A 15,043-nucleotide genomic window follows, 5' to 3' on the forward strand; every position below is an offset into this window, starting at 1 on the left:
CCAGCGGTCGTCGTCGTCGACGGCCGCGTCGTTGGTCTGGGGACCGGACGGAGGTGGGCCGACCTGCGCAGGGCGGGTCGGGCCTCCAGTCCGGGTGGGGCGTCAGCCCTTGACGGCGCCGCTGGTCATGCCGGCGACGATCTGTCGGTTGAAGAAGATGTACAGGATGAGCGGGGGGATCGTGATGAGCAGGACGTCGGTGAACAGCAGGTTCAGCTGGCTGACCGACTGGCTCTGGAACGCGTAGAGCGTCTGCTGCACGGTGGCGTTCTCGGACCCGGGCAGGAAGTACAGCGGGTTCGCGAAGTCGTTGAACACCGCCACGGACTGCACGAGCACCACCGTGATGATGACGGGCTTGAGGAGCGGCAGGACCACCCCGAAGAACAGCCGGATCGGACCGGCACCGTCGAGCACCGCCGCCTCGTCGAGCTCCTTCGGGATCGTCGCGACGAACGCCCGGAAGAGCAGGATGCAGAACGACAGGCCGAAGGTCGCCTCGATGAGGATCATGCCGCCCATCGTCTTGAAGAGGTTCAGGCCCTGGAGCACCCAGATCGTCGGGACGATCGCGGGCGGGACGATGAGGCCGGCGAGGACGAAGAAGTTGATGACCCCGTTCCACCGCCCGGGGCGCCGCTGCAGGACGTAGCCGACCATGGCCGAGAACACCACCATGATGATGACGCTCCCGACGGTGAGGACCGCGCTGTTCACGAACGCCCGGAGGATGCTGCTGCTGCCGGACGTGAACACCGCCTGCAGGTTCTGCCACAGCTGCCACTGGGTGGGGAGGCTGAAGCCGAGCTGGTTCGCCTCGGCGGGGGACTTCATCGCCTGGAGCAGGACGAAGACGAACGGGACGAGGAACACGAGGAAGCTGACGACGATGGCGATGATGCCGACCGTCCAGCGCTGGGTCCTCGCACGGCGGGACATGGACCGCCGCGGGATGGCGGCGACGGGGGTGCGGAGCGTGGTCACAGTTCGGCCGGCTTCCTGTTGATGAGCCAGGAGACGGGGACCATGATCGCCGTGACGACGACGAACAGGACCACGTTGCCCGCGGTGGACAGGCCGTAGAAGCCCGCCTGGTACTGCTTGTAGATGACGCTCGCGATCACGTCACTCGTGAACCCCGGACCGCCGCCGGTCATCGCCCAGATGAGGTCGAAGGACCGGAGTCCGCCGATGAGCGACAGGATGATGACCGTCCCCATCGCCGGTCGGGAGAGCGGCAGCGTGATGTTCCGGAAGATCGTCCACGCGCTCGCGCCGTCGACCCGGGCGGCCTCGAAGTACTCCTGCGGGATCGCCACGATGCCGGCGATGAAGATGAGCGTGGCGATGCCGACGCCCTTCCAGATGTCGACCGCGGCGACGCTCCAGAGCGCCAGGGCCGGATCGGTCAGCCACCCGGGGGTGGGGAGGCCGACCGACCCGAGGACGCCGTTGATGATCCCGTGGAACGGGTCCATCAGCGCCTTGAACGTGATGCCGATGCCGATCGTCGACACGAGCACCGGGAAGAACACGACCGCCCGCAGGTAGCCGCGTCCGAGCACCGGGGACGTCAGGAGCAGGGCGAGGGCGAGCCCGAGGACCACCTTCGCCGCGCTCGTCACGAACCCGTACTCGAACGTGTGCAGGAACCCGGACACGAGCTGCGGGTCCTGGAAGAACCGGACGAAGTTGTCGACGCCGATGAAGGTCTGGTCGAACAGCGTCCAGCGGGTGAGCGAGAACCAGAACCCGGCGAAGGTCGGGACCGCGAAGAACACGACGTACAGTGCGATCGCGGGGATGAAGAACCACGCGGGGTAGAACGAGCGCATCTTCGCGCGCGCCGTCCGAGCCCCCTTCGGGTTCGTCGACTGCGACGGCGTGACGGCCGTCGTGAGCGTCGCGGTCACCGTCCTCACCAGCCCTTGAGGCCGAGCTGCTGGGCCTGCTGCACGACGTCCGCGTCGTACTGCTTGGCACCGACGGCCGCGGTGGAGATGCCGGAGCCGACCTGGACGCAGATCTTCTCGAGGTTCGGCCCCTTGATCGGGGAGAGGAACTCCAGGGCCGGGGTGGCCTCGTCACCGTCGATGTACTTCGCGAGGTCGCCGATCATCGGGGGGACCGAGCTCGGCAGCGTGCAGGTCGAGATGACGTACGGGCCACCGGGGGTCCCGGTGTCGTTCTGCACCTTGCAGCCGCTCGAGGAGTTCGCGTAGGTGATGAACTTCTTCGCCGCGGCGAGCTTGTCGCCCGTCGTCGTCTTCGGGATGTAGAGGCCGTTCGGCTCCCAGATCGTCATCTTCGTGTCGGCTGCGGTCTCGGCGGGGAGCGCGAACACCCCGATGTCGTCCACGGCGTCCGGGTTGTCCTGCTGCAGGGTCGAGATGGCGTTCGTCAGCATCGGGTACTGCGCCCCGGTGCCCTCGGCGAGCATCTTCAGGCCGTTCGCCTGGGTGGCTGACGCGAAGTCCTCGTTGACCAGGCCCTTGTCCTTGACCTCGGCGAGGTGCTCGAAGCCCGCGAGCGCCGGGTCCTTGGCGTAGGACTCCTTGTGCGCGGTGTACTTCGTGGCCCAGTTCGACTGCTGCGCGGTGATGTTCGCGAAGTCCCCGAGCACGAACAGCTGGCTCGTCCAGGTGTCGCCGTAGGTCTGGATGATCGGGTCGACCCCGGAGTCCTTGATCTTCTCGCTGTTGCTGATGAACTCGTCCCAGGTGGTGGGGACGCTCAGCCCGAGCTTGTCGTAGACCTTCTTGTTGTACATCACACCGCCGCCGAACGAGGTGCCGAACGGTGCGCCGTACATGCCCTTGTCGGTGCTGACGACCTTGGTGAACTGCTTGTCGACCTTGCTCGCCCAGCTCTGGTCGGACAGGTCGACCAGCGTGTTGTCCGGGTTGAGCGCCTGCATGAGCGACCCGGAGTTGTAGTTGAAGACGTCATTCATCTCGCCGGTCGACAGCCGTGTCTTGACGAGGTTGTCGCCGTCGGTGCCCTGCGGCTTCGTGTCGAGCTTGACCGTGATGTCCGGGTTCGCCTTCTCGAAGCCCGCGATGAGCGCCTTCGAGGTGACCGCCGTGGCGTCGGAGTTGTCGACGAGGTAGCTGATCTGGACCGAGCCGCCGCTGCCGGAGTCGCCGGAACCGCCGGAACCGCCGGACGAGCATGCCGCGAGGCCGCCGAGCAGGACGGTGGCGCCGCCGATGGCGATCACCCTCGTGGTGATCGACCGGGTGGTGCGGGAACGTGCCGACATCCTTACCTCCTTGTAAGGTCCGGGCGCGGGCGCCCGGTGGAACGGACCGGATGCCGCGTCGTCGCGTCGTCCGGTGAAGCAGTTAGAACGTTTCAATTGGAATGGAACCACGTGAATTGAAGCGTGTCAATCATCCGTCCGGAATCGTTGCGGAACGTGCGCCGAACCGCCGACGGCGGTGCCGGACGGGAGGCGCGTGCCGGCCTTGGCCCGCGCCTCCTGACCGGCGGGCGGTACGGCGGACGGGAGGCCCGTGGCGGTCTGGCACCGCCCCTCCTGTCCGGCGGGTGGTGCGGCGGACGGGAGGCGCGTGGCGGCCTGGCACCGTCCCTCCAGGCCGGCGGACGCGCTGCTACCGGCTCCTCGTGACTGCGAGGGCCGGTCAGGCCTCGGTGCGCCTCGGGTCGCTGAGCACCGGATCGGGCGCGGGTGCGTCAGCCCGCCTGCCCATGGTGCTCTCGCGCGGGACGAGCTCGCTGCCGATCACGATCGACCGGTGCACGTGCGTCTCCGGAGGGTCGGTCAGCTCCGCGAGCATGAGGTCGACGGCGGCAGCGCCCATCTCGGACCCGTGCATCGTCACCGAGGTGAGCGGCACGGCACCGCCCCACGCGACCGAGTTGTGGTCGCAGCCGGAGACCGGGATGTCCTCAGGGACGCGGAGGCCGGCCGCACGGAGCTCCGTGACGACCGCCATCGCGAGCAGGTCCGTCACGCCGAGGACCCCGTCCGGCCGCTCCGACGCCGGCATCCGCGCGATGCGGGCCCCGGCATCGGTGCCGCCGGGCGGGTCGATGTCACCGGCGTCGATCTCCACGAGGTCGACCCCCGGGTGCTCGGCCACGGCGCGGAGCACCCCTCGGTGTCGACGGTCCACGGGCTGCAGCTCCGGGCGGGCGCTGACGAACCCGATCCGGCGGCACCCCCGGTCGATGAGGTGCGTCGTCGCCAGGTACGCCGCCTGCTCGTTGTCGACGACGACCGAGCAGGCGTCGACCTCGCGGGGTTCGAAGTTGACGTAGACGACGGGTCGACCGTGCCGGCGTGTGAGGTCGACCTGGTCGCGGGACTCGGTCATGGGGGCGAGCAGGATGCCGGAGACGCGGGTGCTCTCGAGGTAGGCCAGGTGCTCGCCCTGCGCTGACGTGTCGTCCTCGCTGCTCGCCACCAGGAGGGTGAAGCCGCGCTCCCGTGCCCGGAGCTGTGCACCGTTCACCATGTCGCTGAACAGGGAGTTCCTGAGCGACATGACGACCAGGCCGATGGAGCGCATGCTGCCGGACACGAGTGCGCTCGCGATGCGGTTCGGGGTGTAGCCGAGGGTCGCGATCGCCTCGCGGACGCGGTCGGCGGTCACGGTGCGGACCCGCTCCGGGTGGTTGAGGACGTTCGACACCGTCGCGAGGGACACCCCGGCCCGCTCGGCGACGTCGTGCACGCTCGGGGCGCCGCCGGGTCGAGGGGCCTGCGCCATGGGCTGATCGTACCGGTGCCGCGGGCGGGCGCGGGCGGCGGCGCGGGCGCGTGTTCTGAACACGGGCGTCCGGGCGGAACACCCGGATCCGGGTGTGCGTGGTGGACGGGGGTGTTCAGAACACCTGCCCGCCCGCCCGAGCGCCGCCTGCCCGAGCGCCGCCCGCCCGAGCGCCGCCCGCCCGAGCGCCGCCGCCCGCGGCGCCTCGCGTCAGCCCGCCGTGGACGCCCGCACGACGAGCTCCGGGTGGAACTCGACGTGCTCGGTGGGACCATCGGCGCCGAGGTCGATCTGCCGGAGCAGCAGCTCGATCGCGCGCGACCCGATCTCGCGGCTCGGCTGCCGGATCGAGGTGAGCGGGACGACGGTGGCCTCCGCGAAGTCGATGTCGTCGTACCCGATGAGGGCGATCTCGCGGGGGATCGCCACCGAGCCGCGCATGATGAACGCCTGCTCGAGCCCGACCGCGACGAGGTCGTTCGCCGCGAACACCGCGTCCGGCCGCTCTGCGGGGGAGCGGCGCTGGATCTCCTCGCCGACGCGCCGACCCTCGAGGACGCTGAGCGAGGCCGTCTCGATGACCTCGAGGGACGCTCCGGCGGCACGGACGGCCTCGAGCGCGCCACGGTGCCGGTCGGCGATCTGCCGGATCGAGAACGGGCCGCCGACGAACGCGATCCGCCGTCGTCCGATGTCGAGCAGGTGACCGGCCGCGAGTCGTCCGCCGGCGAGGTCGTCCACCGACACCGACGGGAACCGCTCGACGTCGGCGCGCCGGTCGACGAGCACGACCGCCGTCCCGTGGTCCCGGAGCAGCTCGAGCCGTGAGAGGTCGTCGCCGGCGGGGGAGATGAGGAGCCCGGCGACCCGGCGCTCCTCGAACAGGTCGATGTACGTGCGCTCGCGGTCGGCGGACTCGTCGCTGTTGCCGACGAGGACCGCGAGGCCCTTCGCCATCGCGGCGTCCTCGGCCCCGCGCGCGACGTCGGTGAAGAACGGGTTGCCGCCGTCGAGGACCACGAGCCCCACCGTGCTGCTCCGACCGGCCCGGAGCTGGCGCGCGAAGTCGTTCCGCACGAACCCGAGCTGCGCGATCGCCGCCTGCACGCGTTCGACCGTGGTCGGCGCGACCTTGTCGGGGCGGTTCAGCACGTTCGACACGGTCCCCAGTGAGACACCGGCGAGTGCCGCCACCTCACGCACGCTGACCGCCATGGACCCATCCTGGCACCGGGGCGTGCGCTGGGTGCCGCACCGCGCCTCCAGGCCGTGTCGCGTCCGGTGGACCACCGGTCCGGAAGCCGGTCTGGAGGGACGGTGCCGGACCCGGGGTCCGGGCGCCTCCGGCGGCCGCTCCGTTCCGGACTTGCAGACCCGACGTCGTCGGCCCTACAGTGCAACCCGGGTATTGAAACGATTCAGAGCAGGAGGGCCAATGGCGGTCCGCATCGGAGCCCGGAACACCACCGGCTGGAAGGCCACGATCTCCGTGGCCATGTCGAACTACATCGAGTCGGGCTCGATCATCGCGATCGCGACGAGCCTCGGTCTCTGGCAGGCGCAGTTCCACATCGGCGACCTGGCCGTCGGACTCCTCGCCTCGCTGTCGGCCAACGCGTTCGGCGCCGCGGCCGGGGCGATGGTCGGCGGGCCGCTCTGCGACCGGTACGGCCGGAAGTTCATCTACACGTACGACCTCCTGCTCTACATGCTGGGGATCGTGCTCGCGGTGTTCGCCGGGAGCTACGCCATGCTGCTCGTCGGGTTCATCCTCACGGGCATCGCGGTGGGCGCCGGAGTTCCCGCCTCGTGGACGTACATCGCCGAGCAGGCGCCGAAGGACAAGCGCGCCGCCCACGTCGGGACCGCCCAGCTCGCGTGGTCGATCGGCCCGATGGTGGGGTTCGCGTTCGCCATCGCGATGGCGCCGCTCGGACTCCTCGGGAGCCGCATCATCTTCGCGCACCTGTTCGTCGTCGCGGCCGGCGTGTGGTGGCTCCGACGAGGCCTCCCGGAGTCGGACATCTGGAAGGACGAGCGCGCGGCGACCGGACAGCGGTCGTTCCTGCACGGGATCGGGCAGCTGTTCAGCAAGCGGGTGAACCTCACCGCGATGCTGTTCCTGTTCGGCGTGTACGCACTGTGGAACACCGTCGCGGGGCAGGCGGGCATCTTCCAGCCCCGCGTGTACAGCGCGACCGGGGTGACGAGCGTGACCGAGCAGTACGCGCTGCAGATCCTCGTGTGGTTCTGCACCGTGGTGGTGACGTACCTCGGGTTCATGCGGTTCGGGGACCGGATGAGCCGACGGGTGTTGTTCGCGGTCGGGGCGGGACTCGCGATCGTCGCGTGGGCGGTGCTCATCTACGCGCCGGCGACCCTCGGGACACTGCTGTTCTTCGCGATCGCGTGGGGCGCGTCCTCCGGGATCGGTGCGCAGGCGTTCTACGGGCTCTGGACGAGCGAGCTCTTCGCGACCCGGTACCGCGCGAGTGCGCAGGGGGTGCTGTTCCTCGCCGCCCGGGTGATGGTCGGGCTGCTCTCGATCTGGTTCCCGGTGCTCCTCGCCGGCATCGGTCTCCGGGCGCTCGGGGCGCTGATCCTCGGGCTGCTGTTCCTGTCGTTCGTGATCGGCACGATCTGGGCGCCGCGGACCCGGGGTCGGAGTCTCGAGGAGATCGAGTCCGAGCGCTATGGGACCGTCACGTCGGCGACGGGGACGACACGCGCGGTGGACGGGGCTGGGGCTGCTGGGGCTGGGCCTGGGGCGCGGCGGTGACCGGTCGGGCGCTCGAACCTGTTCTGTGCCAGGGAGCGTCAACAGTGCCGGGGAGAACCTCGGGCAGTTGTCGCTCCCTGGGGCAGAACCGTTCCGCCGAGGCGCCGTCACCGCGAGCCCGAGCGCGAGCGCGAGCCCGAGCCCGAGCCCGAGCCCGAGCTGGGGCCGGGGCCGGGGTCCGGCGATGACCCGCGTGTGCTTCCGCCTGCAGGTCGACCCGCAGCACCTCGACGCCTACCGCGAGCGGCACGCCGAGGTCTGGCCCGCGATGCTCCGGGCGATCGCGGCAGCCGGACGCCGGAACTACTCGCTGTTCCTCGACGACGACGGTCTGCTCATCGGGTACTACGAGACCGACTCCGTGGCCGATGCCGACCGGGCGCTGGCCGCGAGCGAGGTCGCGTCGGCCTGGGAGCGGCATATGCAAGACCTGTTCGACGGCCTCGAGGTCCGGGCCGACCAGGGCGCACGCATCCTCCCGGAGGTGTTCAACCTCGAAGACCAGCTCGCCGCCGCCGACGAGTGAGCGCCCCGGGCGACCGTCCGTCCGTCGCCCGGGACCGCTCCAGGGGACCGCTCCGGGGCTACCGCTCCGGGGGTACCGCTCAGGGACGACCGCTCCGAGAGGACAGTTCCGGGACGACCGCTCCGGGCGTAGCCTCCGGGCATGGCCAGCGTGACGCATGCATCCGACCTCGGGATCGACCTCGTCGAGGGCAAGCCGCAGCAGCTGTACCGGTGGTTCCTCGCGAGCCTGCTGTTCGGGCGTCCGATCCAGCAGGAGATCGCCGTGAAGACCTACCACGCCCTCATCGACCACGGCCTGACCAGCCCGAAGCACTTCGCCGAGCACAGCCACGAGGGGCTCCGTGCGATCCTCGACGAGGGCGGCTACGGGCGGTTCGACCACCAGATGACCGATGCGATGCACGAGGCCATGGCGACGATCGACCGCGAGTACGGCTCGGTGTCGCACCTCGTGTCGAGCGCCGCCGACCGGGCCGAGGTCCAGCGCCGGCTCGAGGCCCTCACGGGTGTCGGGCCGAAGGTCGTCGAGATCTTCCTGCGGGATGTGCCGGCCGAGCTGCTGCCCTGAGCCGCGCGCGCTGCACCCGCTGCGCGCCGTCGTTCGCCACGGGGACGACGCGTCGCGACAGGGACGACGCGTCGCACCAATGATCAACCGTGGTGCGATGCGCCATCCGAGGTGCGATGCGTCACCCGCGGTGCGATGCCTCACCCGCGATGCGATGCACCACCCATGACGCCGTGCGCGCGGTCAGACCGACGCGACCGGGACCGTCACCGTCCACGTGCCGTGCCCGAGCTCCTGCTCCGACGAGCCCAGCACCAGCGTCGCCGTCGCCCCGACGGGCACGGTCGCGGTCACCGCCAGCGACGGCCCTGAGACCTCCCAGTCGATCGCCGCGCGGCCGTACGGGGTGTCGAGCGACGCCCCCGCCGAGGTCAGCCCACCACCCGGACGCGGCGCGAACCGGATGCGTGAGTAGCCGGGTGCCGCCGGCGCGATGCCGGCGACCACGCGGTGCATGAAGTCCGCGACGGACCCGAGGGCGTAGTGGTTGAACGACGTCATCCCACCGCTGTTCACCCGCCCGTTCGGCAGCAGCGAGTCCCACCGCTCCCAGATCGTCGTCGCGCCCTGCGACACCGGGTAGAGCCACGACGGGCACTCGTCCTGCATGAGCATCGCGTACGCGTCGTCCAGGTGCCCGGCGTCGGTGAGGGCGTCGCAGATCACCGGCGTCCCGGCGAACCCGGTCCCGATGCGGTGCCCGTTCTCACGGACGAGTTCCGCCAGGCGCGTGCCGACCGCGGACGATGCCGGGACGAGCCCGAACACGATCGCGATGGCGCTGGACGCCTGGGAGTCGTCGACGAGCGTCCCCGCCCCGGTCAGGAACCGCGACCGCCACGACGCCGCGATGCGCGATGCCAGTGCGGAGTACCGCGCAGCATCGTCGGACCTGCCGAGGAGCGTCGCCATCTCCGCGAGCACCGACGTGCTCCGGTACGAGTAGGCCGTCGCCAGGCAGTACGCGTCGGCCTTCGCGGCGGCGGCGTTCTCCGGCGGCGCCTGCGGGTCGAGCCAGTCGCCGAACTGGAACCCCTCGGTGACGACGAGGTCCTCGTCCGAGGACGCGTGCACGCCGTCGACCCATCCGCGGGCGGTCTCGTACTGCGCCTCGAGGACGCCGAGGTCACCGAACGCGGTGTGCAGCGCCCACGGCGTCAGCACCGCGACGTCACCCCAGATCGCCGCGCGGTCCGCAGCGGGGTCGATCCCCGGGACCTCGGGCACGAAGTGCGGGACACGACCGTCCGGCTTCTGCTCGGCGGCGAGGTCGTGCAGCCATCCCTGGAGCACCCCGGAACAGTCGTGCAGGAACGCCGCGGTCGGGGTGAACACCTGCAGGTCACCGGTCCACCCGAGGCGCTCGTCGCGCTGCGGGCAGTCCGTCGGCACGTCGACGAAGTTGTCGCGCATGCTCCAGACGACGTTGCTGTGCAGGCGTTCGAGCCGCGGGTCCGAGCAGTGGAACCAGCCCGTGCGCTGCATGTCGGAGTGCAGGACCCGCGCCACGACGTCGCCGTCCTCGATCGGCCCCGGGAACCCCTCGATCTCGGCGTACCGGAACCCGTGGACGGTGAACCGCGGCTCCCAGAACGATTCCTCGTCCTGGTCCACCGGGTGACTGAAGTAGACGTCCGTCGCCTCGGCGGTCCGGAGGGGCCGCGTGGCGAGCTCGCCGTCCTGCATCACCTCGGCGTGCCGGGCACGGATCCCGAACGGCGAGGTCCGCTTGGCACGGATCCGCAGTCGGCCCGCGACGTTCTGTCCGAAGTCGAGCTGGACACTGCCGCCGTCGTGGGGGGTGACCGAGACCGGCGCGATCTCCTCGGTGACGCGGACGACGGGGCCGTCGTAGGCCACGAGGTCGCGTCCGGCGAACCCGGCCGCCGGGTCGAGGACGGTCACAGCATCCCAGCCGCTGTCGTCGAACCCCGGATGCTCCCACCCGGTCGGCTCGACACCGGCGTCGAAACGCTCCCCGTCGTAGATCCCCGAGCGGAGGATCCCGCCCCGGACCGCCCGCCAGCTGTCGTCGGTCGTGAACCGCTCGGTCGTGCCGTCGGTGTACTCGACGTCGAGCTGCGCGAGGAGTGCCAGCCGGTCGCCGTAGAGGTTCCGGACGCGGTCGTCCCAGCCGAGTCGACCACGGAACCAGCCGTCGGCGAGACGGGCGCCGAGGACGACGGTGCGGCCGGTGGGGGCCGCGGTCGTGTCGGTCACGTCCGGCGCGTCGCCCGATCCGGACTGGAGGCGCGGTCCGGCCCCGTCGGTCGTCCCGCCCAGGTGGGTGGTCACGTCGTGCGTCAGCGTGCGGAGGCGATGGTCGTACGACGACCACCCCGGTGCGAGCTCGGCGTCCCCGGCCTTGACGCCGTCGATGACGACCTCGTGCAGGCCGAGGCTCGTGACCGCGAGGCGTGCGGACCGGACCGGGCCTCGGAGGGTGACCTCGCGTCGGAGGATCGGCGGGGCCTGGTCGACGCGGGTGTTCTCGGCCCACGGCGCCCCGACGAACTCCGCCGTCCAGTCACCACGTTCGAGCAGTGCCGCCTCGACCGTGAACGCCTCGCTCCAGGGTGTCGATCGGTGTCCTTCGCCGTGCACCCGGACGCGCCAGGTCGCCTGCTCGCGGGAGGCCAGCGGCGCGAACGGCCACGCGACGAGCACACCGGTCGGGGTGTCGATCGTCGCGCACTCGGCCTCGGCGACCGGCTCGGACGATCCACCGGGAGCCGGTCGGCGGTCGAGCAGTTCGATCTCGGCGTGCTCCGGGGTCCAGTCCGACGGGGCGGCCGGCACGTGCCACGAGAGCCGCGGTGTGGCGGAGCCGACGCCGAGGGGGTCGCGGACGTGCTCGACGGCCAGGCCGACGGGCGCTGCGGGCTCGGCCACGGGCCTCCCGGCCGGTGCGGCGGTGTGTCCGCTCGTGGTGACGGTCGTGACGGACGTGGTGGTCGAGGTCATGCGGGAGCGGTCCTCTCGGTGGTGCGTGTGGTCGGTGCGGTCGCCGTGACCGGTGCGGGGTGGGTCGCCCGGAGGCGGCGCGCCCCCACTCAGTCCTTGATGCCGGACATGGTGATGCCCTGGATGAAGGTCTTCTGCGCGAAGAAGAACAGCACGACGATCGGGACGAGGATGATCGTCGACACGGCCATCAGCGCCCCCGTCTGGCTGTCGCCCTGCGCGCCCTGGAAGAACGTCAACCCGAGCGAGAGCGTGTACTGGCTGGACTTCGTGAGGTAGAGCAGCGGCCCGAGCAGGTCACTCCACGACGCCAGGAACTGGAACAGCATGATCGCGGCGAGCGCCGGCTTGCAGAGCGGCAGGATGACCTGGACGAAGATCCGGAACTCACCGGCGCCGTCGAGCCGCGCGGCGTCGGTGAGCGCCTCGGGGATGCCCATGAAGAACTGTCGCATCAGGAAGATGAAGAACGGGATGCCGAAGAACGTCGGGACGATGAGCGGCAGGTACGTGCCCGTCCAGCCGATCGATCGGTACGCCGTGAACAGCGGGACCATGGTGACGTAGAACGGCACCATCATCGTCGCGATGAGGATGGTGAAGATGCCGTTCCGCCACGGCCAGCGGATGCGGGAGACCCCGTAGCCGACCATCGCGCTCGAGAGTGCCGCGCCGATCATCGACGGGATGCAGATGATCAGGGTGTTCCAGAAGTACTGCAGGATCGGGAACGCCGAGAGGCCGTACGCGTAGTTGCCCGTCGTGATGGTGTGCGGGAACCACTTGATCGGGAAGGCGCCGATGTCCGCCTGGGTCTTGAACGAGCCGGTCACCATCCAGAACAGCGGCATCAGGAAGATCGCGCTCAGGACGATGAGGACGGCGTGCTTGGCGATCGACTCGGCGATCCGTGGCCAGGTGAGCTTGCGGTGCAGCGGGATCTTCGTACCGGTCTCGCCGCGCGGTGTCTCGAGTGCTGCGGCCGCCGTGGTGGCCGGGTTCTGGATCGCGGTCATCGCGTCTCGCCTCCGTAGTAGACGCGGCGGCCGATGAGCCGGTACGCCACGATCGAGACGATGGCGATGATGATGAACAGCACCCAGCCGATCGCACTCGAGTATCCGAGTTGGTAGTTGTAGAACGCCGACTGGTACAGGTACACGCCGGAGACGAGCGTCGAGCCTGCGGGGTCGCCGTTCCCGCCGGTCATCACGAAGGCCTGCGTGAAGTACTGGAAGCCGGCGATGAGGCCCGTGATCGTCGCGAACAGCAGCTGGGGGCTGATGAACGGGAGCGTCACGTTCCGGAACTGCTGCCAGCGTCCGGCACCGTCGAGCGACGCCTGCTCGAGCAGGTCCTGCGGCACGCCCTGGAGGCCCGCGAGCAGGATCACCATGAGGTTCCCCGCACCCCACAGCCCGAAGAGGATGAGCGCCGGCTTCGACCAGTTCGGGTCGCTCAACCAGCCGGGGCCCTGGATGCCGACGAGTCCGAGCACGTTGTTGATCACGCCGTACTGCGGGTTCAGGACGTAGGCCCAGATCACGGCGCTCGCCACGATGGGGACGATCGACGGCACGAAGAAGATCACGCGGTAGAACCCGAGGCCGCGGACCTTGAGGTTCAGCAGGAGCGCGAGGCCGAGGGCGACCGCGATCCCGAGCGGCACCGAGATGATCGTCAGGAAGAACGTGTTGCCGAGCGACAGCCACCACTGGCTGTCGTGCATCAGGGTCACGTAGTTGTCGAACCCGACCCAGCGACGCTGCCCGCCGAGCAGGTTCGCGTTCGTGAAGCTGTTGACGGCGCTCGTGATGATCGGCCCGCCGGTGAACGCGATGAGCCCGATGATCGCGGGCGAGGTGAAGAGCAGCCCCCACCAGAAGTCGTGCTTCTCCTGGCGGGAGCGGGGGATCCAGTGCGTGAGCCAGTTCCTGCGGGGTGCCCGAGGACCGGCCGTCGTGATGCTCCGAGTGGCGCTCACGGGTGCTCCTTCCGGTACTGGTCGAGAGCCTGGTTGACCTGGCCCGCCACCTTCCTGAGTGCTGCCTCCGGCGTCATCTGGCCGTAGACCGCGGCGCTGACGGCGATGTCGAGGGACCCGGAGTACACACCGGCGACCGGGATGGTCGGGCGGATGTTCTTGCAGGTGATGAGCCCCTCGCGGTAGATCGCCACCTCGTCGTCGCGCTGGAACTCGCCGAGTGCCGGGGACGCGGTGTACCCGGGGAGCAGCGTGCCGTTGGTGAAGTTCGCGCGGGTGCCCTCGTCGGAGACCGTGGCGAACTGCACGAAGTCCCACGCGGCGTCCGGGTTCTGTGCCTTGCTCGGGATGAACATGTCGTACCCGCCGAGCCACGTCGCGCTGCCGGACGAGCCGAGACCCTCGGCGTAGGGGAACAGCGCCGCACCGAGCTCGACCGTCTTCTTGTCCCCGTTCTCGTAGACGTTCACCGCGTCGGTGGTCGTCATCGGCGCCATGCCGACGTTGCCACTCGCGATCGAGGGCAGCGTGGCCGACGGCGGCGTGACGGCCAGGTGGCTCGCGCCGCCGACCTTCTTCGCGTAGTCGCACATCCACTGGAGGCCCTGGATGACGTTCGGGTCGTCCGGCGTGGCGACCTGGTTGTCGTCGCTCATGAACTTGCCACCGAACGCGAACCCGGCCGTGAACATCGAGTTGGAGAACCCGTAGTAGTCCCACGGCACGGTCCCGATGCGGGTGACCCGGTTGCCGTCCTTCTTGAGGATCTTGTCCGAGAACGCGTCGAGCTCGTCGATCGTCTTCGGGGGCGTGTCCGGGTCGAGGCCGACGTCCTCGAACACCCGCTTGTTCCAGAACAGCGGGAAGTTCACGTCGACGAGCACCGGGTGCGCGTAGATCTTGCCGGTCTGGGTCATCTGGGACCAGACGGCGGGCGCGTAGTCCTTCTCCTTGAGCCCGGCCTTCGCCATGTAGCCGTCGAGCGGTGTGATCACGCCGTACCCGGCGAGCTGCGGGTACTCGTCCGGCGTGCAGAACGCGACGTCGGGCGGCGTGCCGGCGGCGATCGAGGTCTGGAGCCGGATCTGCGTGCTCCCGGACAGGGGTGCGTAGGTGACCCGGACGGCCGTGTGCGACTGGGACTTCTCGTAGAGGTCCGCGAGGAGCACCCACGCGTTGCCGAGGGTCCCGCCCCAGATGTTGTACAGCTCGATGGTGTTCTGGCGACCGGGCGCGGGGTCCTTGCTCAGGCGGAAGCCCTGCTGGCCGGCGGAGACGGCGCCCCCGCTGACGACCGCGCAGCCGGACAGCGCGAGTGCTGCCGTGCCACCGGCGATCGCGGCGAGGAACGCGCGTCTCGAGACGTCACGCGCCGCGGGGCGGGTCGGTGGGAATGGGAGTCGGCTCGGCATCGAGCACCTCCAGTCGTCGTCGTTGACAATCGGACCGATTCGCGAATGAATCGTTTCATACGGGGCGTGATC

At 70.0% G+C, this 15,043-nt stretch carries 12 protein-coding genes; 3 read left to right on the forward strand and 9 right to left on the reverse strand.

Annotated elements, in window-relative coordinates; translation table 11 throughout:
* Positions 1-102: 102 nt before the first annotated feature.
* From ASF23_RS15705 to ASF23_RS15725, 5 genes are all read right to left on the reverse strand, one after another.
* A complete protein-coding gene (locus tag ASF23_RS15705) occupies positions 103-939 on the reverse strand; it encodes a carbohydrate ABC transporter permease (protein WP_055955948.1) in 837 nt (278 codons plus the stop codon).
* A 41-nt stretch (positions 940-980) separates the two neighbouring features.
* The gene (locus tag ASF23_RS15710; protein ID WP_055955808.1) at positions 981-1,913 is read right to left on the reverse strand and encodes a carbohydrate ABC transporter permease; all 933 of its coding nucleotides are present in this window, start codon (positions 1,911-1,913) and stop codon (positions 981-983) included.
* A 5-nt stretch (positions 1,914-1,918) separates the two neighbouring features.
* A complete protein-coding gene (locus ASF23_RS15715; RefSeq protein WP_055955810.1) occupies positions 1,919-3,262 on the reverse strand; it encodes an ABC transporter substrate-binding protein in 1,344 nt (447 codons plus the stop codon).
* A 382-nt stretch (positions 3,263-3,644) separates the two neighbouring features.
* On the reverse strand, positions 3,645-4,736 hold the full coding sequence (locus tag ASF23_RS15720; protein WP_055955813.1) for a LacI family DNA-binding transcriptional regulator: 1,092 nt from the start codon (positions 4,734-4,736) through the stop codon (positions 3,645-3,647).
* Between the two features lie 210 nt (positions 4,737-4,946).
* Positions 4,947-5,951 carry a LacI family DNA-binding transcriptional regulator gene (locus ASF23_RS15725; protein ID WP_055955816.1) on the reverse strand — a complete coding sequence of 335 codons (1,005 nt, stop codon included), beginning with the start codon at positions 5,949-5,951 and terminating at the stop codon, positions 4,947-4,949.
* 220 nt (positions 5,952-6,171) lie between these two features.
* Between ASF23_RS15725 and ASF23_RS15730 the strand changes: the two genes are divergently transcribed.
* From ASF23_RS15730 to ASF23_RS15740, 3 genes are all read left to right on the forward strand, one after another.
* Positions 6,172-7,515, forward strand: coding sequence for an MFS transporter (locus tag ASF23_RS15730; protein WP_055955818.1), 1,344 nt, complete (start codon positions 6,172-6,174; stop codon positions 7,513-7,515).
* A gap of 184 nt (positions 7,516-7,699) precedes the next feature.
* Positions 7,700-8,041 carry an L-rhamnose mutarotase gene (locus ASF23_RS15735; RefSeq protein WP_055955821.1) on the forward strand — a complete coding sequence of 114 codons (342 nt, stop codon included), beginning with the start codon at positions 7,700-7,702 and terminating at the stop codon, positions 8,039-8,041.
* 141 nt (positions 8,042-8,182) lie between these two features.
* Positions 8,183-8,611: a hypothetical protein gene (locus ASF23_RS15740; protein WP_055955824.1), complete on the forward strand. Its 429-nt coding sequence runs from the start codon at positions 8,183-8,185 to the stop codon at positions 8,609-8,611.
* Between the two features lie 183 nt (positions 8,612-8,794).
* Here the strand turns inward: ASF23_RS15740 and ASF23_RS15745 are convergent, their stop codons facing one another.
* From ASF23_RS15745 to ASF23_RS15760, 4 genes are all read right to left on the reverse strand, one after another.
* A complete protein-coding gene (locus ASF23_RS15745) occupies positions 8,795-11,575 on the reverse strand; it encodes an alpha-L-rhamnosidase (RefSeq protein ID WP_082474240.1) in 2,781 nt (926 codons plus the stop codon).
* 89 nt (positions 11,576-11,664) lie between these two features.
* Positions 11,665-12,591 carry a carbohydrate ABC transporter permease gene (locus ASF23_RS15750; protein WP_082474241.1) on the reverse strand — a complete coding sequence of 309 codons (927 nt, stop codon included), beginning with the start codon at positions 12,589-12,591 and terminating at the stop codon, positions 11,665-11,667.
* Positions 12,588-13,559 carry a carbohydrate ABC transporter permease gene (locus ASF23_RS15755; RefSeq protein ID WP_055955827.1) on the reverse strand — a complete coding sequence of 324 codons (972 nt, stop codon included), beginning with the start codon at positions 13,557-13,559 and terminating at the stop codon, positions 12,588-12,590. Before ASF23_RS15755 ends, ASF23_RS15750 begins: the two co-directional genes overlap by 4 nt.
* Positions 13,556-14,971, reverse strand: coding sequence for an extracellular solute-binding protein (locus tag ASF23_RS15760; protein WP_055955831.1), 1,416 nt, complete (start codon positions 14,969-14,971; stop codon positions 13,556-13,558). Before ASF23_RS15760 ends, ASF23_RS15755 begins: the two co-directional genes overlap by 4 nt.
* Between the last annotated feature and the right edge of the window lie 72 nt (positions 14,972-15,043).

Origin of the sequence: Curtobacterium sp. Leaf261 (assembly GCF_001422205.1) — a bacterium.
In the GTDB taxonomy this organism is placed as follows: Bacteria; Actinomycetota; Actinomycetes; order Actinomycetales; family Microbacteriaceae; genus Curtobacterium.